Genomic DNA, 21,858 nt, shown 5'->3' on the forward strand with positions numbered 1-21,858 from the left:
TTTTATTTCCCTCGTCAAAAGTAATCATGACTTTTGGGCGATCGCGCACTCGGCACCAGCTTTTGGGGATTTGCTATGAAATACTCGTAAAGATCTTGGGATGACAAAAACCAATAGTTATGGCTAACTAAATAATCTAAAAAAGGTTCCAAATTTTGCTGGCTGTAGTCGCCGGGAAATTCTCGACGCTGCGGCGGTATTTCCTGGGGATTCTGAAGGTCAACAATATCGTGAAAGCCGAAAATCGGAATTTGTACTGTGATGATTTCTAAGATTACTTGATAAGTGATGGAAGTTAGGATGAATGCTAGTAAAAAGCTAATAATGCGTTTTTTTCGGAGGGTAATACGCGGTTGAAAATACTCGGGCAATTTGTTAACTAAATAATTTACCATTGACAATTACAAGCTCATGAGGTAAAAGGTTCGGGTGGGAGTAAGAGGGTTTTTCTGGCTGCTGGAATCATCTAGATTGTCGATCGCCCGCGTTTTGCGTAAAGATAAGCTGGCTCAACTCCAGCACGATCAAATTTTCTCGATCGCACTTATCCCGCAACCCCCGTTCACAGGACAGAAGCCGTGCTAGAGGATTGGCGATCGTCCGCTTGCTCAAAAATCATCATTTGAGATAGATTAGCCAGTATGGGCGATCGACAGCAGCAATTGCGACCGCACCCTCCAACCCCTAAACTGCCCCCTGTTCAAAGGTTGCAAAAAGTCCAACTTCGTCTTTGCACTTTCAAGGCGAAGTTGAAGTCAATTTTCTCAGCAGCAGTGAACAATACCTCTCCCCGCCAGAAATTTTCTCTGTAATTTTTTTACTTGTGATTTACCTCCCGAGGTGGTACCATATTTGACCTAAAGGCATATCCAACAACCATGATGAAGATAGCGGTAATTCTGCCTGTTTACAACGAAGCAAATTGCATAGACCAAACCTGTGACATAATTTGAAATTTTTTCAAAAAAATCATGCTTACAATTTTATCAGTGTTAATGACAGCCCGACCGATAATACACTGCCAATTATCGAAAACTAACTCAATACTTTCCCCACACATCACATCAAACTAATTTCTTACAGCCACCGTCAAGGCAAAGGATATGCCGTCAAAAAAGGCAGCGAATGTGTAGACGCCGAGTGCATTTTATTGATGGATGGCGACTTAGCTTACTCCCTCGAACACCTCGAACTCTTAGTCGATAAATTAAAACAATTTGATGTCGTAATTGGTTGCAGAAACCTCGCTTGAGGAAACTTCCGAAATCTTACCTTTCTCAGAAAAATATCCTGCAAAATATTTAACTTCATTTCTGGAAAAATTCTCAATCTACCATATAGAGATATGCAAGCCGGACTCAAAGGATTTAACAAAATACAGCCCAACAAATATTTAAAATACAAACAATTATCGGCTTTTTATTTGATGCATAAAGGTTAAAAAAAGGGATATACAATTGGTGAATTTTCCGCCCAAGTTTCCCAGCAACACCTCTACAAAAATTATCAAGTCAATATATTTAAAGATTCCCTAAAAATGCCGATCTGCTTATTTCAATTTGAAGCCGTAAACACTATAACTGCTTTAGGCGATAATCAGTCAACCTCAGCTCATAATTGAAGTATTTTTTAAAGATGCAAGTAGGCGAATTTTATATCTTTTAGGTCATTGGTTGCCACTAGCATTTGTACCTGCGCTCGCTCCTAGCGCCTGGATAATGACTGTTTTCGCTTTATTGGTTCTGCTGCTACAAGTTTTTAATCAAGCCGCTACTTCCATCAATACTCGCTACACCTTCGCTGTAATTCCGGGCTTATTTTACGGTACAATACTCTGGTGGTCGCAGCATCAAGACAAATTTAAACCTAGGCTCCACCGCTTCTGGATTGGCTGTATCGGTTTGTCGATAATACTTACCTACACTTCCCATCCAGGTCGAGCTTTGTATTTTATTTCTCCTGATTCTTTTCAACCTTGGGTTTATCAATCTTTGCCCGCTCTACTCGGACACGCAGCTCATGTAAAAAAAGTCTTAAATTTGATTCTCCAAGATGCTAGCGTTTCCACCAGCGGTTATATAGTTTCCCACCTTTCGGGCCGCCTGAACATCATCGGTTTAGAAGTGATGCAGATGAGAGACGAAGAGGGAAAAGTAGCCGATGTCGATTATGCGCTGTTAGATTTGTGGCAGTTGCAGCAAAACAATTTAAAAGTTCCCGTTGACAGAGGTAGAGTTCGGGGGGGAGTGCGTTTTACCGATGAAGCTCTACGGCGAGGTTTGTACGGAATTGCCGAAGTATTGGACGGAGTTGTTTGAATTCAAAAAGGTATACCTTCTAAGCCGGAAGTTTTGTCGGCTTGGTCGAAATTGCGGCAAGAAATCGAACCGTTGATGAAATACTCGAAAGTCCACGATCTAGCAGGCAGTTGCGATCGCCCCCAGAGACTAAAATCAAGTAAAATTGCAAGTATTGGTCGATCGACCCCCGTTGCTCTTCGAGATTTTGATTAAAGGTTTGCTATACTCCAGAAATAGACACATATTAACCTTTGGAAAATCAATAGGCCGGAGCTATGACATCCTATGCAACCTCTACAGCAAGAGCCGAGATGAGTGAGATCCGGCGCTTGAAAAACATACTGCCCCCAGAACTCCAAAGTTGGGTAACAGTAGAAAAAACAATAGAAGTTAATCCTACCCTGATCCGCAGCGAAGAAATAGGCAAAGACCAGGTAGAAATCCAAATAGACCTGATCCGCTGGGAACAGCTAGCAATGGATCAGCGCAACCTCCTATTTTGGCACGAAGTCGCTAGAATCCAAAACGACACCATCGCCAGAGACGGTTGGGAAATGGCAGCCCTCGCCATTGGTTTAGGCGGCGCCGTCGGCGAACTTTGGGTGCAAGACGGCTTGCTGCTGTTACTGGCCCTATCCCTGTGCGGCGTCTCCGGCTGGAGACTTTACCAAAAAAACAACGGAGAGAAAAGTTTAAAAGAAGCAATAGACGCCGACGAAAAAGCCCTCGCCCTAGCCACCCGCTTCGGCTACACTCTCCCAAACGCCTACAAAAGTCTCGGCAGCGCCTTAAAAACCTTAATCGAGCAAACCTCGAAAAAACAGCAGCGGGCTAAATACGAAGCTCGTCTCCAGGCCCTCAAACGCAACGCAGCCAAAGCCAAAGCCAAAGTCAAACCCATCACCCGCGAAACCTCCCAGTCAGAAAACGTCTACAATTCTTAACCTCATCCCCCGACGCTTGGTACGGGGGTTTTCCAGTTAACGGTTGACTGTTGACTTCTGTGTTAGCTGTTAACTGTTAACTGCGGTGACTATCCGCCCAAAGAGGGGCAATCGAATTATTAACGACAAGATTAATCGGCCCCCCTCCACAAAAATCTTGAGGCCGATGTAGTGAAAGTTTGGCCGCGGCTGCGTTTAAAAATCTTTGGGTCAAAACTGGGACTGGTAAACTCAAGTCTACCCTTGCCTTTGAGATCGCGCTCGGCGGGCGAGTTTTCAGGCTAGCTTTATAAAGTTTTTATAAAGCTAGCCTTTTGTTAACCATAATATTTGGTAAAGGTGGAGCTGCTAAGACACAATAGGCTAAAGATATCAGCTTGAAATTTGAAACCAGGACTTCATGGTCAGCCAAACCCCAGAGGCAGATTTTCGGGTTACGTACTTGGACGAGATTCCCTCAGTTCACATACCCGTGCGCTTGAGCGTACTTGAAGCCGTAAACTTCAAGACAACCTGCCAGGAACTTTTCTCCGGGAGCACCGTTCCCAGCAAAATCGTCCTAGACTTCAGTCAGACGACATTCATCGACAGTAGCGGGATAGGTGCTTTAGTCAGCAATCTGAAATTGGCCAAACAGCGGGATAGCGACTTAGTGCTCCGAAGCCTCAAGCCGCAGGTGATGGCAGTATTTGCTCTCACCAGCCTAGATCAAGTGCTGACGATCGAGGAGCCAACGGCCACCTCAACTCCCACAGAGACCCTACGATCGGATACTGAGCTACCGATGACCCACCCCTCAGTGCAATCGTGGGTGAAGCGGCTCATAGACATCGTTGGGGCAATAGTCGGTTTGATGATTACAGGAATTTTGCTCGTACCCATAGCTGCTGCAATCACTATCAACGATCCAGGCCCGATATTTTTCGGTCAAACCCGCTGTGGCTGGATGGGCAGACAATTTCGGATTTGGAAATTTCGATCGATGTGTACCAACGCCGAAGCCATGAAAGCCCAAATCAAAAACCAAGCTTCTGGCGCATTTTTCAAAAATGACAACGACCCGCGGATTACGAAAGTCGGGCGCATCTTGCGCAAAACCAGTCTCGACGAACTGCCGCAGTTTTGGAACGTGCTCAAAGGCGAAATGAGTCTAGTCGGCACCAGACCGCCTACCCCAGACGAAGTTGAGCGCTACGAAGTCCCTCAGTGGCAGCGTTTGGATGTCAAGCCTGGGATGACCGGCGAATGGCAAGTCAACGGTCGGTCTCAAGTCCGGGATTTTGAAGATGTCATCAGTTTAGATTTAAAATACCAACAAAATTGGAGCCTGATGTATGACTTGAAACTAATTGTTAAAACCGTAACAGTCCTGTTTAACAAAAATAGCGGCGCTGTGTAGAATCCCTCAACAACCCACCGCTGAATTTTCAGGTGATGTTGCCGACGGGCGGCGGGAACTCGAACTCGATACTTACTCAAGCAGGCGATCGGTAGCGATACCTACGTTAGCATTAAGTGTTAAAATTCACACAGGAAAAAATGCGCAGCTAGTTGTTAACTCTGCAATCAGACCATTAATAATTAGCAATTTGCCAGTTCGAGGTCGTACTCGAAGGATCCAGCATGATTTTCGAGGACGAGAAGAACTCACCTGTGTTTAGAAAAGTACCGACTGCTAACATGGTCCAAGCTCAAATCACTGCCTCGCAAGCTGACTCGGGAATTTTCACGCGTAGCGCGTCACGCGCAAACCCCGGTCTTTTAAGCTCTTGATGAAACGCAGTAGCAGCACGGATCGCTTCGAGCGATCTATGTCATAGTTAGTGTGTCCAACAACTAGGCGTATCAACTACGCGATGAATCATCAAGAGTAACGGTGAAATCCTGACGAGTAAGACACTGCCAACACCGCTGAGTAAGACGCTTGGTACAGGTAAGTAAAGGCAGGATGATGAGCGTACCGAACTGGCTAGTGTTGACGCATTGCGAACGAAAGCATAAACCAAAAGTAAGTGTAATTACAGCACCGAAAGGTAGTTGTTTTGAACGTAAGGAGGCGTCTTGACACCGCCTTTTTGAATTACCTTTTGGTAGTTTCTTAAGAATCTCCGTTCCTTGAGGTCGGAGAGTGTCAATTAAACGCCCTACCGAGGCGAGTTACAGTATCGGAAGTCTCTCATTTGCTCTGCGAGTAAATGGTGCGAAAGGAATGCTCACCTTGAGGCAAAACGGGCTTCTTCAACTCAAGCTTGACTTAACTAATATGTTGCCAAGACCTTGCCCTCCTTTTTCTCTCCCTCCGGGGCTGAGTACAGCGGTGGTGGGGGCCTACCAGGGGGAAGAAAGATGAAAGACGAGCAACCAAAGGCCGAGTGGCACCTTCAGGTTGAAACAGACATGAAGGCTTTAACATCCGTTTTGGAATGGTGGGATAATATCGTTTTGCCCGGACTGCCAGCGGATTTCCAGTGGCCGTGGCAGTGCAGGCTGATCATCGCCGAAGGCTTTACAAACGTTGTCCGCCACGCTCACCAGAACTTGCCCCCGGCCACGCTGATAGACCTTGAGGTAAAAGTGTTTGCCGATTACTTAGAAATTAGGATTTGGGACAGGGGTCAACCCTTCAAATTAGAAGCAAAGCTGCACTCGATCATGCAAGAGAAGCTCGATCCCTCGAACCAAGTAGGAGGAAGGGGACTGGTGTTCATGTACAAGCTCACAGACGACCTTCGGTATATCCGTACCGACGATCTCCGCAACTGCCTGGTAATGCGCAAAAACATTACCTGAGGGCGCGATACCCGCCCGGTCCGGGCGGCTTCTTTGGCAAGGAGTGGAAGGTCCCAACGTCGCCCCCTGTTGTGCTACCGGGAACCCAACCACATCCTCTTGCAATTCCAGGGGTGCAGGCTCGACGCAGGCGGCGGCAGGACTATTTGCTTCATAAATATTATGCGTATTCTAATTTATTCCTATAACTACTATCCAGAGCCGATCGGCATTGCCCCCCTAATGACAGAACTAGCCCAAGGCCTAGTCAAGCGCGGCCACCAAGTCCGAGTAGTCACAGGAATGCCCAACTATCCCCAGCGCCGGATTTATCCGCAATATGAGGGCAAATTATATTTCACCGAAGAACACAAGGGCGTCACAATTCAGCGCAGCTATCTGCGCGTCAACGGCCCCCACCCCAGCCTGCTAGACCGACTTTTGCTAGACGGTAGTTTTGTCGCCTCTAGCGCCGTCCAAGCCTTCAGAGGCTGGCGTCCCGACGTGATTTTCTCGACAATGCCCCCTTTACCGATTTGCGTCCCAGTCGCCTTTTACGCCTGGATTCGCGCTTGCCCGATCGTCCTCAACGTTCAGGATATCGTCTCAGAAGCAGCCGTGCGCGTCGGCTTGGTCAAAAAAAACGGAGTGCTAATTCGGATTGCTGACGCCTTAGAAAAATTTGCCTACAGCACAGCCAGCCAAGTCAGCGTCATCGACAGCGGTTTTCTCGAAAAATTGCACTCTCAGGGAGTACCCCAGGAAAAAATAGTTTGCGTTCCCAATTGGGTTGATGTCAATTTCATTCGCCCCTTACCCAAGGAAAATAACTCATTTCGAGAAACTCACAAACTCAAGGGCAAATTTGTCGTTCTCTATGCTGGCAATATTGCCCTCACTCAAGGCTTGCAAACAGTTGTCCAAGCAGCGGCTTGTTTGAAACACATACCCGAAATCGCTTTTGTAATTGTGGGGGAATCAACAGCACTGGCGCGCTTGCAACAAGATTGCGAAACTTACAAAGCTAATAATGTAATGCTGCTACCATTTGAACCGCGAGAAAAATTGCCCGAATTGTTAGCTGCTGCTGATGTTAGTTTAGTCGTACAAAAGCGCCGCGTTACTAACTTTAATATGCCTTCAAAAATTCAAGTGATTCTAGCCAGCGGTCGGGCAATTTTGGCTTCGGTTCCAGAAACGGGTACAGCCCAGAAAGCAGTACAGCAAAGCGGTGGCGGGGTGGTGGTAGAGCCTGAAGATTCGCAGGCTTTGGCTGATGCTGTTGAGGATTTGTACTTGCACCCTGCTAAGGTGGATGCGTTGGGCGAGCAAGGCAGAAATTATGCTGTGCAGAATTACGGATTTGAGGAAGCTTTGAATCATTATGAAGCTTTATTTGCGGCGGTTGCAGCGAGTCATGCTGAGAAAATTTTGACACCGCTGCCAAAATAAGATAAGCGCTTGAAACCGCGCGTGCTTACAGTGCCAAAAGATGTCCCGATCAGTACAGAAATAACGCTCGTTAAGATAAACGCCCAAAAAATGAAATACTGAGGGTCGATCGATTTAATTCTCCTATATACCAGAACCGGAACTGTCTCCGCAGCCATCCAGACAGCCATTACTGCACTAATTAAAAGTAAAATAGCGATAACTGAAAAACATTTTTGACGGCCAATAACAGCCATTTCGATTAAGGTTTTTAGCGGAAATTCCCTTTTCAACAAAATGGGAATCAAAATTACCATCGAAGCGAGAACAGGAGCAACTATAAAAAAACCTTTGATGGCACTGACTAAAAGTATAGCCTTTCTCAGAAATATGGAGTACGCCGAAACCCTGTGTTGCCAAACTTGTTAAGTTGAATTGTCTACATAATATACCCAAGAACCGCTATAGAACAAATGAAATAATTACAAAAAACAGCAAATCTATCCGACATCTCCAAAAAATAAAAGGTCGCCAAAAGATAGACTCGCGGCGTGTTTTGTTTCCCCGGAGATCCCCCCTAGCCCCCCTTAATAAGGGGGGGACAAGAGAATTATTTCGTCCCCGGATGTTTTGGGGGATGCGAGGGGGCTCGAGACTGGGATATAAGCCAGATTATGAGAAGAAAACGCTAAAATAAAAGACACTATACAATTTCGGAGTTAATACTTGGCACTTGCACCGCCCCAGCGCGAAACCATTCTAGCTTGGCTCTGTGACAGAGTTCCTGCTGCTCGAATCAAACACATCCTCGGAGTCGAACAAGTAGCAGGTGACTTGGCTCGCCATTACGGGCTCGACGAAGCAAAAGCCCGATCGGCCGGTTTGTTGCACGATTTGGCAAAATACTTCAAACCTCAACTGCTGCTGTTCATGGCCCAGAAGGAAGGTTTAGAGTTAGACTCAGTGTTGGAAGCACACCCGCATTTGCTGCACGCAGACGCGAGCGCGATCGTCGCCAGAGACGAATTCGGGGTGGTCGATCGAGAAATTTTGGACGCCATCGCCAATCACACCCTCGGCAGACCAAACATGAGCCAGCTCAGTTGTACCGTATTCATAGCAGATACCATAGAGCCGAGCCGCGGCAACACAGCCCAACTAGAAGCACTGCGCGAGGCAAGCTTGCAAAATCTTTATGCAGCCGTGTGGCAAACTAGCGATTATTCTCTTAAATATTTGCTAGAAACTCGCTGCTACATCCACCCCCGCACCGTACTTACCCGCAATTGGGCGCTGCTTATGGCTCGATCGCCGGAAACAGGAAATTCGACCCAGAAGTCGATCGAACAAATCACAAGTTAAAAGTAAAATTTATCAGCAATCCTGTCCTTACTTTTAGCTTCAACCTAACTCCTATTTCCCGTCTCAAACTGCCAACAACCGATCGCTTGTAGCGCACCCATTCTTCCTTACCGTATCAATTAGGAACTTAAACACTTAATGTCAGATCTAACCCAACTCGAATACTCCAGGGCCCAGTCTACAGCAACGGACGGCACCTCCCCAGACGAAGCCCGCGGCCTGATCGTGACCGTTGCCCAAGCAGCCGAGGACCGCAAAGCAGTAGATATTGTATTGCTCCGGGTGGCCGAAGTATCCTATTTGGCAGACTACTTTGCGATCGTCACCGGATTTTCCAACGTGCAGGTACGAGCCATCTCCCAAGCGATAGCAGACCAAGTGGAAGAAGAGTGGCAACGCTTGCCGCTGCGTACACAAGGGCTATCAGACGCTAGTTGGGTCGTCATGGACTACGGCGACGCGATCGTTCACATTTTGAAGCCTCAAGAGCGCGAATTCTACAATTTAGAAGCGTTCTGGGGACACGCCGAACGCATTGACTTTTCCCCCGCGCCCTGAGGATGGCTAATGTGAAAGACGCTTCTGTTTCTATTTGTCCGGTTCCGCAAGAACAGCGACCGATCAATGAATACCAAGAACTTAAAGAATCCTGGTTTTTTAGCTGGGTAACACTCAATTGGCCCGGATACCTGGCAAAACTAGCTTGGGTGTGGGCTTGGAGTTGCTTAGTATCTGGGCCCATAGCTGCTTCTAGCTTTGCTCCTGTCAAGTATCCAGCTCAGTTTGTCCTCAGCGGTGCCGCAGGTGCCAGTTTTATTCTAGGATTAGCTTTGCTGCGACTCTACTTGGGTTGGTTCTACGTGCGATCGCGCCTTTCAAATCCCACGGTCGTCTACGAAGAGTCTGGCTGGTACGATTGTCAATCTTGGCCTAAAACTCCGGAAGTTTTGCTTCAAGACCAGTTGATTGTTAACTACCAACTAGAACCAATTCTCAGGCGTCTGCGGCAGACATTTTATGGTTTGACAGTATTGCTGGTGGTCGGGGGACTAACTTGGAGTTGTTTGTAATCGGTTCGGTTCAGAAGTTTTGAGTTGTGAGATTGCCGCGCAGGGCCAACAAGTGCACACTCCCGTGCATGAGTCAGAAACGATCGCAGAAAGATTAACTTTATAACTCGTAACTGGCAGCTGGCAACTCAAAACTTCCACCGGCCTCAATCTAAAATCTAAAATCTAAAATCTAAAATTGATATGACAAGGGGAAAACGAACCCAAGCTCCCGAACTGGAAGTCACACTGCTGCGCGAAGGTATTGTGGAATCGAAGCACCGCGCCCAGGCCGCTGTCTGCGACAACCGCGGGCGCGTTCTGTCCGTTGCTGGTAACTCGGAAACGGCCTCATTTGTCCGTTCTTCACTCAAGCCTTTTCAAGCTTTGGCGGTGACGGGGACTGGCACTTTAGAACGCTACGAATTGACCGATCGAGATTTAGCGATTATTTGCAGTTCCCATCAAGGTACGATCGAGCAATCGCGCCAGGTATTTAACGTCCTGTGGCGCTGCGACATTGACCCCTCTAAACTTCAATGCCCCATTCCCGAAGGCAAAAAGAGCGCCCTGCAATACAACTGCTCCGGCAAACACGCCGGAATGCTCGCTGTCTGTCAGCAACTGCACTGGCCTCTGGAAACTTATTTGCGCCGCAAACATCCCGTCCAGCAGCTTATTTTGGGCAAAGTGGCTGACTTGCTGGCAATGCCTGCCGAAGAGTTTATCAGCGCTCGCGACGACTGCGGCGCTCCTACCTATCTGTTGCAGTTGGGGCAAATGGCGTCTTTGTACGCTCAGTTAGCCTCCGGCCACAATGTTGATATGGAGCGGATTGTCCGCGCTATGACTCACCACCCGATGATGGTTGCCGGTGAGGGTAAATTTGATACGGAACTGATGCGCTTGACTCAAGGGGAATTGGTGAGCAAGTCCGGCGCCGAAGGCGTGCAGTGCATTGGCCGCGTTGGCGAAGGCATGGGCTTGGCAATTAAGGTGACGGATGGGGGAAAGCGCGCTCAATTTGCTGTGGCGATTCACTTGCTCAAGCAGTTGGGGTGGATTACTCCGACTATCGCCGAAACTCTTTCGGAGACTTACCTTACTCTCAGCGACTTCAAGCGCTTGGAGGTAGTTGGCGAAGTTTCCATGCTTTAGGACTCACGACACTCTGAGCCGATTTCAGCAACCCCTCCCACAATCTAAAAAGTTTTTTTGATTTAGGGGTTGCAATTTTGAGAAAAAGGTGTTTATATTAGAAAAGAGACAAAGCGACGCGGGATAGAGCAGCCTGGTAGCTCGTCGGGCTCATAACCCGAAGGTCAGTGGTTCAAATCCACTTCCCGCTAGCAACTTAAATAAGACAAGCCCCTGTAATCCAAAAGGTTATAGGGGTTTTGTTTGATGAAACCACTACTAGCTGGTTTCTTTGCCTACCTACTTTCTCTCAGTTTTCTCTCTAATCTACAATGAAATAGGGGTTAAACCTACCTGTTAAATTAGATCAGCACCGATCATCTCACCAATAAGCTGAGATTCTGATACATTCTGAATCTCTCCCTAAGTTGGCTTATGTTTTGTATAGCCTCTAAATCGAGCTTTAAGGCTAGTCTACTAGCTTAAGGTTATTATAACCCCAACTACGTTAAAAGTCTTTATAGCTCAAAATAGAGAAGTAAATGGAAATTTCCATAACTATATAATGGAAATATACCACCTAGAGAAGGGCGGTTAGTCTCTCATCAACCATCTATCATTCTCCTCTATACTCTCTACTAGAGCTTTTAATTTTTTCCCTAGACTTTCCTATATTAAGTTTTAGATGTAATCTCCTAGCTCAGTAGTCTCTAAAAATGCTCAAGTAAAGCTGAGTTAGATAGGGGTTTAGAGCTAGTTTTGTATCTATTAGGGTACATACCTGTTTTACTCCTTATAGTTGTTTTTTAGCCTACCGTAGGGATGACACTTTGCCAAAGATCAACTAACTTATTAGGCTCTAAATCTAGTTTCTCTGCTAGTTCAGGGAGTGTGGCTAGAGAGTTTGATTTCCACTTTTCAGATGGGGAGTCTCTCAGAGTTTTATGCAGTTATAACAGAGTCTTAAAGGAGTTTAGCCACAACTCCTCTGTTAAAGGTACTGGGGAAGCTTTTTGTACAGAGAGTTGGCTACCAGATTCTAAATCAATAAAGCTTTCGGTAGCTTGACCCAATTTTTGAACAAGTTATAGAACTTCTGGCAGCTTGTGGAATTATTCACCAGATTAATGTGTGTTAGACCCATTGTAGGGTAAATTTCTACACTAATAATACGTCTGGGATACTTGTTTAAGATAGAAAACGCATCTACATTATTATTGAATTTCACTGCGAGGAACTCCTGCTTGTAGTTTTTGGCAGGCATTCTGAGAAGATGAAACCTCTATTGTTGCTTCCTGGCGTAATGCTTGTAGGTAGCTTTCCTTGAAGGTGAGAGAGTAAAATCTAGTAGTAGGTTGAGCGGATTTTACTTTGGTCTCTCCTACTGTTTTTGCTCGTTTATATTCTTTTTCTCAATCACCATAATTCATTAATTCAACGACGTTAGAGCAAACTTCCTCTAAATCTTTATTAACTCCTATCTCTTTATCCAACATAAAAACTACATGGTAAAGGAGAGCCTCAAATTATATTTACTAGCAGCAACACACAAGTAATCAAGGAAATTTAAAATAACTATAGGATTTGCATCAGATACAAACTTATTGTTTCGCTAAAATTTTTGAGCAATATTTTCAATTTGGTCTCTGTTTTTATTAAACCACCTTAGCCACACCTCGCTCTCAATTTTATATTGAGCCACTAAGATTTTACCGTTAGCTATTTGATTGCGAATCGGGGAGTATGAAATTTGTTGATATTGAATTATCCCCCGTTCAACAATCCCTTTAAATTTAGTCTGGAACTTTCCTAAGCTTTGTTTTCTATTCTCTGAATCAGTATCTTATGTACTGCTATCGCTCCCTTTTCTCCAGTGACAATTTTTACCGATATCTCTGAAATGGGAAAAGTGGGGACTTCTTACTTCACCTTTTTTAAGAAAGCTAGATTCCCTACATTCACCACCAATAAGGCTTAGCTCTTTATAGGATTCATAGTTTAGCCTTTCATCATCAGCTTCAAAGGTTTCATTTGAGTAAATAGCTATTGCCAAAGAAATAGATACTTATGATGCTGCTTTCATAAAAGTTAATCCCTTATAGTTGGTAATTTTATTTAATATAATGAGGACTTACGCACGCGGGGTCAAAAACCTGGTTTCTGCGGGGAGCATCTCTCGGAGAAATCTATGATTTTTCGGAGAAACTAGGTTTTTTTGGTCTTAGTCCTACTAATAGAGAATTCGCTCACGATCAATTTGTTTATTCGTCGCAATAGGAACACATTCAGACCTACTGGTACGGTGTTGGGCATCCTTGCGACCTTTTATCGGTGAAAATTTTAAATTGCTCAGTCGGCTGAGCTTCCATCCAATCAAAAATTAGGTTTAACTGTTCGAGTGTAACTAACCCGTACTGCCACAGAACCATAGGCAGTTGGCTGGCATCTTGTTCACCGTGTCGGAGAGCAACGGCGATCGCAGAATTCGATATCGCCAAGTCCCCCCGTAAATAATCGAGCAGTTGAGCCTTTCCCATCACCTTCACCGCCAGTTTTATGCGCTATTGTAAAGATATGTAGCCGATCGCAATTAATCAGAAGTTTAATAGTCCTAATTCTCTGTTGAGAATCGGCGATGTGGTGTGATGGAAATCGCACACAACTTGTGATAAAACGTATAAAAAAAGGCGATCGCAGTCACAAGAGTTCCGACTCTCAAAAATTAGGTTCCGCGATCGCTCCCTTGCTTCAAATAAATTCATTTAAAATTGCTAAAGTCCTAGCTGAAGCTGAACTCCCGCTTCTGTGCCGCTGTCGGTTTGTTTTGGAGGTAAAGGATTTCCTTGGCGCTGGGCGTCCGAAGGAGTAGTAATAAATTCCAATGGGCCATCGATTTTGAGGCGAAAAGTGTCGCCCAAGCTGCTTTCCCTTCTAGCAGAATTAGCCGCCGTTTCTCGTTCACCAATCAAGTTTTGGTAGTCCGAGTCTACGGTTCTGTCCTCCACAGTCCTGAGGGAGTCGCCGGATAAAGTCGTTTCCGAATTTTGGGGCGCTGGTTGCAGTCTTTGTTGGGCGAGAACCGCGGGCGTGAAACCGATAAAAATTGAGCTCACTCCAAGAGCAGTGCCAAGAGTAGCAATAACTGCGTTCATCATCAATGCCTCCGCTAGTTGCATCCTACTACGCTTATTGTACCCAGCCGGAATTAAGTTGCACTCTATCAAAAGTAGCTGCTTGTGCAGATACCCATTAAAGTTGCTGTGAAAACTTATAACTTTGGATAGCGTTATAGGAAAAATAGAACTGACGCAGCAACCGGGTTGAAACGCCAAAATACGTCATTTCAGGAATGAGTCAACCCAAAACTCGGTTTGTTTGTTTGATTAGCCCGCGTCAGGAGTGGAAAAATAGTTAGTGCTGGATGCACTGCTGGCTATCCGCCTGGGCATCCATCGTTTTTTTTTTTTCACGAAAATACATCGTTGCAGCCCGCCGAAACCCTAAAAAAACTCGGTTTCAGATACCAGTTTAAAAAAAGAATGCAACAGCCGGCAAGTTCTAAACCCTTACAGAATCAGTCTTTCCCAATTCTTTAATTCTTTAATCTAATAGTATGAGCGTGTAGAGTGAGTCCAGGATTGATACAGCTTCATCTCGATCGCCCCTGCTCTCAAAGCGGACGATCGCGCTAAAATGTCGGTAGAAGTCGTTAAAAATTCAGTTGCCAGCTGCAGATTCTGAGTTATTAACAGCACTTTGCGTACTAAAACGATCTCAACTTCAAAATCTGCGCTTATCAGGTTGCACTTTACGGAAATGTTGTGGGATCATAATAGTTCTGCTTTACCATGCCAATCAAATATCTGACCGACCAGATTTTAAAAATGTCGGGCAAAGTGCCAATTCGCATCGTCCTTGTGGTGCCTTTTGCCATCCAGACTTTCGCTGCTGTAGGGTTGACGGGGTGGCTGTCGCTGCGCAACGGGCGGATAGCCGTCAACGATGTTGCCACACAACTGCGCGCAGAAGTCACATCGCGTATCCAGCAACATATTTATGCTTATATCAAAACACCTCACCAAATCAATCAGCTCAATCTCGATGCCATCCGTCTCGGCATTTTGAACGTCCAGGATGCTGATAATTTGCAACGCTACTTCTCCCAACAAATCAAAACCTTTGATAAAGTTAGCGACATTCAATTCGCCTCCGAACAAAAAGATTTTATTGGAGTTGAACGTCTCGACGACGGCAAGTTGCAAGTTCAGATTTCCAATCAATCTACTGGCTATAACTTGCACAGCTACGCGCCGTCTGAGTTCGGGGAACCAACCAAGCTATTAAAAACTACTCTCAACTACGACCCCCGCCTCCGGCCTTGGTACATAGCTCCGGTGCGGGCAGGCAAACCGACTTGGAGTAAAATTTATAGTTATTTTGACGCTCCCAAACTAGCAATTACGGCGGCTCAACCAGTTTATGCCGAGGATGGCAAACTGATTGGAATCCTGGGTTCTGACTTGAGAATTTCCAAGATTAATCAATTCTTGGAAAGTCTAAAAATTGGCAAATCAGGACAGACTTTTATTGTAGAAAGGTCGGGGCAATTAGTGGCAAATTCTACTCCTGAACCACCATTTATTGTTAGCAACGGCGTTCCGAAACGGATTGTGGCAACGAGCAGCAAGAATGTTCTGATTCGATCGAGTGCCCGCTATTTGAGAGAACGCTTCGGGGATTTGGGCAAAATTGACAGTTCTCGCCAGTTAGATTTTACTATCGACGGTCAACGGCAATTTCTACAGGTGACGCCGCTCTCAGACAGCAGCGGCCTCGACTGGTTGATTGTGGTGACGGTTCCTGAAGCGGATTTTATGGAAAGGATTAATGCCAATACTCAGTATACTGTGGTGATGTGTCTGGGTGCTTTGGTGCTGGCAACGGCGGTTGGCGCTCTGACTTCTAGGTGGATTGTGGTACCGATTCGGCGTCTGAGCCTGGCTGCGGATGCTTTTTCGCGGGGAGAATGGGACGGGATGGCGGTAGATCCCGGCTTGATGGCGTCTCTAGAGCGGGAGGATGAGGTGGGTGTCCTGGCTCGCTCTTTTAATAGGATGGCCGGTCAATTGGAAGAGTCGTTTACTACTCTCGAAGATCGGGTGCAATCTGCGTTCGCCGACAAAAATCAATTAATTATTTCTCTGAAAAACTCGCAGCAAAAACTGGCTCTCCACCTTCACCAAACTCCTTTGGGAGCCATTGAATGGAATCTCAAATTTGAAGTAGCGGAATGGAATTTGTCAGCGGAAAGAATTTTTGGATACAAGCGCTTGGAAGCAATGGGACGCCACGGAGTCGATCTAATAGTTCCTGAAGATGCTAAGGAGTATGTCAGGCAACTATCTATAACTTTGCTCACTAATAAAGGAGGAGTTACCAGCCTTCACAAGAACATCAGAAAGGACGGTAAAATTATTCTGTGCGAGTGGTACAATACGACTTTGGTTGATGCTGATGGCAGGATCGTGGGGGTGGCTTCGCTGATTCAGGATGTGACTGAATTTCACAGTGCTGTGGAGAAGTTGCGGGCTAGCGAGGAGCGGTTTCGCCAGTTGGCAGAAAATATTCATGAGGTATTTTGGATTAGAGAACCCAATCAAAAGCAGCTAGTTTATGTGAGCCCTGCTTGCGAGAAAATATGGAATTTGAGCTGTCAGAGTTTGCACTCAGAACCGGAAGCTTTTTGGGATGCTATTCACCCGGAAGATCTCGATCGCGTCAAGGCTGCTTTTGAGAAACAGGTGCGGGGCGATTATGATGAGGAGTATCGGGTAGTGCGATCGGACGGTTCAGTTTGCTGGGTGCGCGATCGGGCTTTTCCAGTTCGCAGCAAAACAGGGGAAATTTACCGCATCGTCGGTATTGCTGAAGATATTACCCAGCGCAAATTAGCAGAAGAATTCCAAAAAGTCGCTCAAACCGCTCAAGCTGCAAACCAAGCCAAAAGCGCTTTTTTAGCTAATATGAGCCACGAATTGCGAACTCCTCTCAACGCGATTATTGGTTACAGCGATATGCTCAAAGAAGACGCCGAGGATTTAGGCTGCGTAGATTTTATCCCCGACTTGCACAAAATTCAAACTGCTGGGAAACACTTGCTTTCTTTAATTAGCGACATTCTAGATATTTCTAAGATTGAAGCGGGGCGGATGGAACTTTATTTGGAAACTTTCAACCCGGTTAATTTAATTGACGAGGTAGCTTCTACTGTCAAACCCTTGGTAGATAAAACTTCTAATAAGTTTGAAGTTTATTGTGCTAGCAACTTGGGAATGATGTATGCTGACCTTACCAAAACTCGTCAAATATTGCTCAACCTGCTGAGCAATGCAGCCAAATTTACCGAACGTGGCACTATTACCCTCTGCATTGAAAGAGTTAAACATGACAGCTTAACAACTCAAGAAATAGCAGAACCTTCCGACTTAATAATTTTTCGCGTAGCTGATACGGGCATTGGGATTCCCCCCGAACAATTGCAGCATTTATTTCAAGCGTTTATGCAGGGCGACGCCTCAACTACGCGCAAGTACGGCGGCACGGGTTTGGGATTGACTATTAGCCGTCACTTTTGCGTGATGATGGGTGGCGATATGCAAGTTCAAAGCGAGTTAGGTGGCGGTTCGGTTTTTACTGTGTGCTTGCCGGCGCACGTTGAATTATTAGTAAGTAGTTAGTCCTACTTTCCTGGAGGCAATTGTTATACCAATTAAAAAAAGTCGCTGCTCCAATCCTCAAATATTATACCAATTATCAAAAGTCCCTGCTCCTGGAGCCGGAGACTGCAATGCCGTGTCCCTACAGACGCTCGCGTACCATCTATATTTAGCCCTACTTTTCAGAACTTGTATTACAAAATAAATCTGGTTTCTTGCCAAAACACCTGCGCTTTTAGATAATTTATGAGCAAGAAACCAAGGTGATGATACGATGCAGCCTCAGTCTTATTCTAGTTAATTGGCCGTTTCTGCCGCCCCAAAAGTTGAGCTGTTAATACCCCGCCAACAAAGCCAAAGAAATGCCCTTGCCAGGAAACTCCCGGCTGCGAGGGCAAAACTCCCCAAATTAAGCTGCCGTAGAAGAAACCGACAATTAAAGATAACAAAATAGAGGTAAAGCTGCGTTCAAAATAGCCCCGCAGCAGTAAAAAGCCGAAGTAACCAAAGATTAATCCGCTAGCACCAATGTGAACGGAATTAGGCGCGCCGGTCAGCCAAACTCCGAATCCGCTGACTAGCACAGTGACAGCACTCACGATAAAAAAGTCGCTAATTTCTCGCAGCATAATCAACCAACCCAATGTCACAAAAGGGAAGGTATTGGCAGCTAAGTGAGCAAAACTGCCGTGCAGAAAAGGCATAAACAAGATGCCTTCAAGTCCGTCGATGCTGCGGGGGCGGACTCCGTAGGCATTCAGCCTGCCTCCGAACAGCAATACATCGACAATTTCGATAATCCAGAGGAGGGAGACGAAGCCGCCGAGAATGGCGGCGTGGCTTTGCAATTCGCGGGTGATAGTTTTGGTTTCTGGGTTGCTCATGGGTGGTGAGGGCGGTGATACCGATTATTTCTAATTGTAGGAGTTTCGCTCGCGATCGCGAGAAAAGATAGCGGGCGCCGGGTTTCCGGGTTTTTTGCAGCAGAGCTTATTTAGAAATATTATAACTTTCATTAAAAGTTCCGCATTTTCACGTATGGAATAATTCACCTCGATGCGTCAAAATTGTAGATGAACTACAAAAGGAGAGTCAACCGATGGTTGAACCTAGAACTTAGAAGGCAGAATTTTTACCCGAGCAATCAATCCTTGGGCTTGAAATGAGGACACTTTTTAGATCGCACACCAGGCCTAAAAAAAATCAGGAACTAATTTTCTCGTAGAAAGTCATTAATTTAAGAAGTTCAATCCGGTAAAGCCAAACGAGATGCTGTAGATACTGATTGTAGATAAGATCGCACAAGCTCTACAAAGAGTTCTTGGCACCTCGTTATAAAAGAGGAACAGAGCAAGATGAATGTATTTGACCATACAGTCTCCTACCGAACTCTACCAAGTTGGGTATGGTTGGGCAAAGAAGAAACCGCAGTTAGTGTCGCTACAAAATCTCAACCTTACGGTCAAAAGCCACACTTTGACCCCTTGCATCCGCTAAAACAATGGCTTGATAACACCGCAATTAAAAGTCAAAAGTTGGCTCGGTTGCTGTGTAAATTTATTCCCAGCCAGTGTCCGTTTGAGCGGGAAGTCAAAATTGGCGACCGCACTTTATTTCACATTCCGCCGCTGTGCAAGTTAAATCCGCTTTACGAGCAAGTGGTTGGGCTGCGCTTTCGTGCTTTGTGTTATTTGGCTGACGAGTGTGGCGAGGATGTGACGACCTATTGTTAATTCTGCAAAAACTTAAATTTCTCACTGTCTTTTCACCCTCCCTTATCCTTGTTGGGGAGGGTTTTTGTTTTGTAAGGAAACCAGTGTGGATGGGGGGAAAGTCCGTCTCTGAAAAGAAGAGGGAGAGGGCAGTCACTGGCTTGACTGCAAGGCTGTGCGGCTGCACGGCAGTTATTACGCGGCATTTTTTCTTGACAATCAAGCGTTAATTAATTATGTGAACAGTCAGCCTTTATCAGAGCTACTAACCTGTTTGGGAGATGGTGATGATGGCATTGGCAATATTATTATCCAGTTGAATCTTGACAAGCGAATTTCAAAGGTGGTACCCGCCACGTGATTTATCCGTGGAATCAATCCAAAATCGCAAATCGAAAATCCTCAAGCCCCCGCATTTATCCGTGGGGTCAATCTAAAATCTAAAATCTAAAATCTAAAATCGATTGACGGGGCCGGGCGGGAAATTTTAGATTGGTATCACGAAGGTTGAAAATCTATGTAAGGTGGATGGGTCGTTGAAGGGTCTGGTCTGAGGGGATAAGGAACTTCTGTCGCAAGGACGAGTCGAGGAAACCATAAATTGATTTAAGTCTTGCCCTCAAAAACAAGCGCAGAACTTTTATGCTTATGTGGTGAAGCTTCGCCTCCGGATTGTTAACGAAGAGCAGTTGTCAACACAAAAGGTTTGCTTTGGAGGTTCGGGAACTGTAGAGTCGGCAGTAAAACAAATTGATAGAAGGTTGAAAATTTCAGGATTGCTGTGGTTGATGAAAAATGTTAATTAAATGCGATCGCTTCGGTGTACGTTAACGGCTCAATATCCCTTTGATGCTCAAAAGCGCAAAACCGGGATGCTGCAGGTTCGCCTTTTGCCTAACTTTATTGGGTAATCTCCCCAAATATGTACGGTTTTTTCCCCTCTACAGCGGTATGAGCTAGATAGCATTAGAAAAGTGTCAAGGACATCACCAATCTATGTAGGTTGAGCAGTGGAGTGAGGCAACTCACAATTAAAGTTCAGTTTTACTCCCCACATTTTTTACCAAATTGATATATTAGTAATTGGGGCTAATAGATAAGCTGTCGCGCATCTAAATTGTATATTCAGGGCGGGCGGGACGCCCACCCCACAAGACTTTGATTTTTTTTGACATACAATTTAAATGCTGCAACAGCTTAAGCGATTTCAAGAATATAACTCACACTAAATCTCAAAATCAGGAACTCGGTAATTACCGGGTACAAAATATCAAATATTTCAAGCATCTAACTAATACCCAGTGTTGAAAAAAACTTTTTTTGCAGTAATTATTGCGCTTTTATCTTTTATGGTTGCAGTCATCCTATCAGCTCAAAGTTCTGAGGCTGTCAATGAACTATATGTATTTGGGGACAGTCTTTCGGATATGGGAATGGTGTTTCGAGCCAGCGGCGGTCAATATCCGCCTCGTTCGACTTACTTTCAAGGGCGTTACTCGAATGGTAAGGTTTGGGTAGAGTATCTTGCCGATCGCCTAAAGTTACCGCCTGAACGAATCACTAATTTTGCCTATGGAGGTGCAACAACCCGAAGCGATCGCAATAGCCTTGTCCCTGGCTTGTTAGCTCAAGTTGAGTCATGGACTAACTCCCAAAAACAGGCAAATCCTCATGCGCTGTATGTACTGTGGGCGGGGGCGAATGACTATTTGCAGGGGGGAAATAATGCGAATATTCCCGTTGAAAATGTGGCGAGGGCGATGGCGTCTCTTGCTGGTGTGGGTGCCAAAAATATCCTGCTGGCAAATTTACCAGATTTGGGGCAGTTACCGGCGACGCGAACAAGCGCTAATTCTGCAAGTCTCACTGCATTAACGCAAGCACACAATCAGGGTTTGAGGCGAACGGTTAAGGGATTAAGTCAACAGCATTCGGACTTAAAGATTGCGACTCTGGATGCTAATGCGCTTTATCGGGACGCGATCGCTTCTCCGGCTAAATATGGTTTGACTAATGTGATGAGTGCGTGTTTATTGGGTGGAGGTGTTTGTGGTAGTCCCGATCGATTTTTGTTTTGGGACGGCATTCATCCGACGACGGCGGCACACAAAATTTTGGGGGAAGCAGCGTCCGCGATTGTGCAGGAAAGCGGGATGATTAAATCTGAATTGGGGATGCTTCGCTAAACCATTTTAAGGCCCGACGGGCGCCACAATACCGGGATGCTTCCTTGTGGTAGAGGTTGACATAATCTTTTGCATGAGAGCAATATTGACTCATCTGATATTGTAGAAATTTTCCTCGTGGGCGATCGCACCTTATTATCCATTCCGCCACTGTGCAAGTTAAATCCGCTTTACCAGCAAGTGGTTGGGCTGCGCTTTCGTGCTTTGTGTTATTTGGCTGACGAGTGTGGCGAGGATGTGACGACCTATTGT

At 45.6% G+C, this 21,858-nt stretch carries 17 protein-coding genes, 1 tRNA gene and 2 pseudogenes; 16 read left to right on the forward strand and 4 right to left on the reverse strand.

Annotation, left to right across the window (positions count from 1 at the left end; translation table 11 throughout):
• Positions 1-14: 14 nt before the first annotated feature.
• The gene (locus QUB61_RS16430) at positions 15-395 is read right to left on the reverse strand and encodes a hypothetical protein (RefSeq protein ID WP_333131754.1); all 381 of its coding nucleotides are present in this window, start codon (positions 393-395) and stop codon (positions 15-17) included.
• 668 nt (positions 396-1,063) lie between these two features.
• Here QUB61_RS16430 and QUB61_RS39925 point away from each other — a divergent pair.
• From QUB61_RS39925 to QUB61_RS16480, 11 genes are all read left to right on the forward strand, one after another.
• Positions 1,064-1,252: a glycosyltransferase gene (locus QUB61_RS39925; protein ID WP_445300266.1), complete on the forward strand. Its 189-nt coding sequence runs from the start codon at positions 1,064-1,066 to the stop codon at positions 1,250-1,252.
• A gap of 343 nt (positions 1,253-1,595) precedes the next feature.
• The gene (locus QUB61_RS16435; RefSeq protein WP_333190048.1) at positions 1,596-2,318 is read left to right on the forward strand and encodes a DUF2079 domain-containing protein; all 723 of its coding nucleotides are present in this window, start codon (positions 1,596-1,598) and stop codon (positions 2,316-2,318) included.
• A gap of 257 nt (positions 2,319-2,575) precedes the next feature.
• Positions 2,576-3,244, forward strand: coding sequence for a DUF3318 domain-containing protein (locus tag QUB61_RS16440; protein ID WP_333131751.1), 669 nt, complete (start codon positions 2,576-2,578; stop codon positions 3,242-3,244).
• A gap of 400 nt (positions 3,245-3,644) precedes the next feature.
• Positions 3,645-4,643: an exopolysaccharide biosynthesis polyprenyl glycosylphosphotransferase gene (locus QUB61_RS16445; RefSeq protein WP_333131749.1), complete on the forward strand. Its 999-nt coding sequence runs from the start codon at positions 3,645-3,647 to the stop codon at positions 4,641-4,643.
• 947 nt (positions 4,644-5,590) lie between these two features.
• Positions 5,591-6,034, forward strand: a complete 444-nt coding sequence (locus tag QUB61_RS16450; RefSeq protein WP_333131747.1) for an ATP-binding protein — start codon at positions 5,591-5,593, stop codon at positions 6,032-6,034.
• Between the two features lie 162 nt (positions 6,035-6,196).
• Entirely contained in the window at positions 6,197-7,465 is a 1,269-nt protein-coding gene (locus tag QUB61_RS16455; protein ID WP_333131745.1) for a WcaI family glycosyltransferase, read from the forward strand.
• A 705-nt stretch (positions 7,466-8,170) separates the two neighbouring features.
• The gene (gene yqeK, locus QUB61_RS16460) at positions 8,171-8,806 is read left to right on the forward strand and encodes a bis(5'-nucleosyl)-tetraphosphatase (symmetrical) YqeK (RefSeq protein WP_333131744.1); all 636 of its coding nucleotides are present in this window, start codon (positions 8,171-8,173) and stop codon (positions 8,804-8,806) included.
• A gap of 138 nt (positions 8,807-8,944) precedes the next feature.
• Complete coding sequence (rsfS, locus tag QUB61_RS16465) at positions 8,945-9,364, forward strand: ribosome silencing factor (RefSeq protein WP_333131742.1); 420 nt, start codon at positions 8,945-8,947, stop codon at positions 9,362-9,364.
• Between the two features lie 2 nt (positions 9,365-9,366).
• The gene (locus QUB61_RS16470; protein ID WP_333131739.1) at positions 9,367-9,876 is read left to right on the forward strand and encodes a CGLD27 family protein; all 510 of its coding nucleotides are present in this window, start codon (positions 9,367-9,369) and stop codon (positions 9,874-9,876) included.
• A gap of 183 nt (positions 9,877-10,059) precedes the next feature.
• Positions 10,060-11,013 (forward strand): asparaginase, encoded by a 954-nt coding sequence (locus QUB61_RS16475; RefSeq protein ID WP_333131737.1) that lies wholly within the window; start codon positions 10,060-10,062, stop codon positions 11,011-11,013.
• A gap of 117 nt (positions 11,014-11,130) precedes the next feature.
• A tRNA-Met gene (locus QUB61_RS16480) sits at positions 11,131-11,204 on the forward strand.
• Positions 11,205-13,283: 2,079 nt separating this feature from the next.
• Here the strand turns inward: QUB61_RS16480 and QUB61_RS16485 are convergent.
• Together QUB61_RS16485 and QUB61_RS16490 are read right to left on the reverse strand one after the other, a co-directional pair.
• A complete protein-coding gene (locus QUB61_RS16485) occupies positions 13,284-13,529 on the reverse strand; it encodes a DUF2949 domain-containing protein (RefSeq protein ID WP_333131735.1) in 246 nt (81 codons plus the stop codon).
• A gap of 234 nt (positions 13,530-13,763) precedes the next feature.
• Positions 13,764-14,147 carry a hypothetical protein gene (locus tag QUB61_RS16490; protein ID WP_333131733.1) on the reverse strand — a complete coding sequence of 128 codons (384 nt, stop codon included), beginning with the start codon at positions 14,145-14,147 and terminating at the stop codon, positions 13,764-13,766.
• A gap of 693 nt (positions 14,148-14,840) precedes the next feature.
• Here QUB61_RS16490 and QUB61_RS16495 point away from each other — a divergent pair.
• The gene (locus QUB61_RS16495; RefSeq protein WP_333131731.1) at positions 14,841-17,729 is read left to right on the forward strand and encodes a PAS domain S-box protein; all 2,889 of its coding nucleotides are present in this window, start codon (positions 14,841-14,843) and stop codon (positions 17,727-17,729) included.
• Between the two features lie 272 nt (positions 17,730-18,001).
• On the opposite strand, the gene QUB61_RS16500 is transcribed toward QUB61_RS16495, so the two are convergent.
• Positions 18,002-18,592 carry a rhomboid family intramembrane serine protease gene (locus QUB61_RS16500; RefSeq protein ID WP_333131729.1) on the reverse strand — a complete coding sequence of 197 codons (591 nt, stop codon included), beginning with the start codon at positions 18,590-18,592 and terminating at the stop codon, positions 18,002-18,004.
• A 471-nt stretch (positions 18,593-19,063) separates the two neighbouring features.
• Here QUB61_RS16500 and QUB61_RS16505 point away from each other — a divergent pair, with 471 nt between their 5' ends.
• The 4 genes and pseudogenes from QUB61_RS16505 to QUB61_RS16520 all read left to right on the forward strand — a co-directional run.
• A complete protein-coding gene (locus QUB61_RS16505; RefSeq protein ID WP_333131727.1) occupies positions 19,064-19,441 on the forward strand; it encodes a Mo-dependent nitrogenase C-terminal domain-containing protein in 378 nt (125 codons plus the stop codon).
• A 76-nt stretch (positions 19,442-19,517) separates the two neighbouring features.
• Positions 19,518-19,730 (forward strand): annotated as a pseudogene (locus QUB61_RS16510) (ISKra4 family transposase); the annotation flags it as partial.
• A 1,039-nt stretch (positions 19,731-20,769) separates the two neighbouring features.
• Positions 20,770-21,606 carry an SGNH/GDSL hydrolase family protein gene (locus tag QUB61_RS16515; protein WP_333136812.1) on the forward strand — a complete coding sequence of 279 codons (837 nt, stop codon included), beginning with the start codon at positions 20,770-20,772 and terminating at the stop codon, positions 21,604-21,606.
• Between the two features lie 120 nt (positions 21,607-21,726).
• Positions 21,727-21,858, forward strand: a pseudogene (locus tag QUB61_RS16520) (Mo-dependent nitrogenase C-terminal domain-containing protein); the annotation flags it as partial.

Origin of the sequence: Microcoleus sp. C2D2, from assembly GCF_036702495.1 — a bacterium.
Taxonomy (GTDB): domain Bacteria; phylum Cyanobacteriota; class Cyanobacteriia; order Cyanobacteriales; family Microcoleaceae; genus Microcoleus.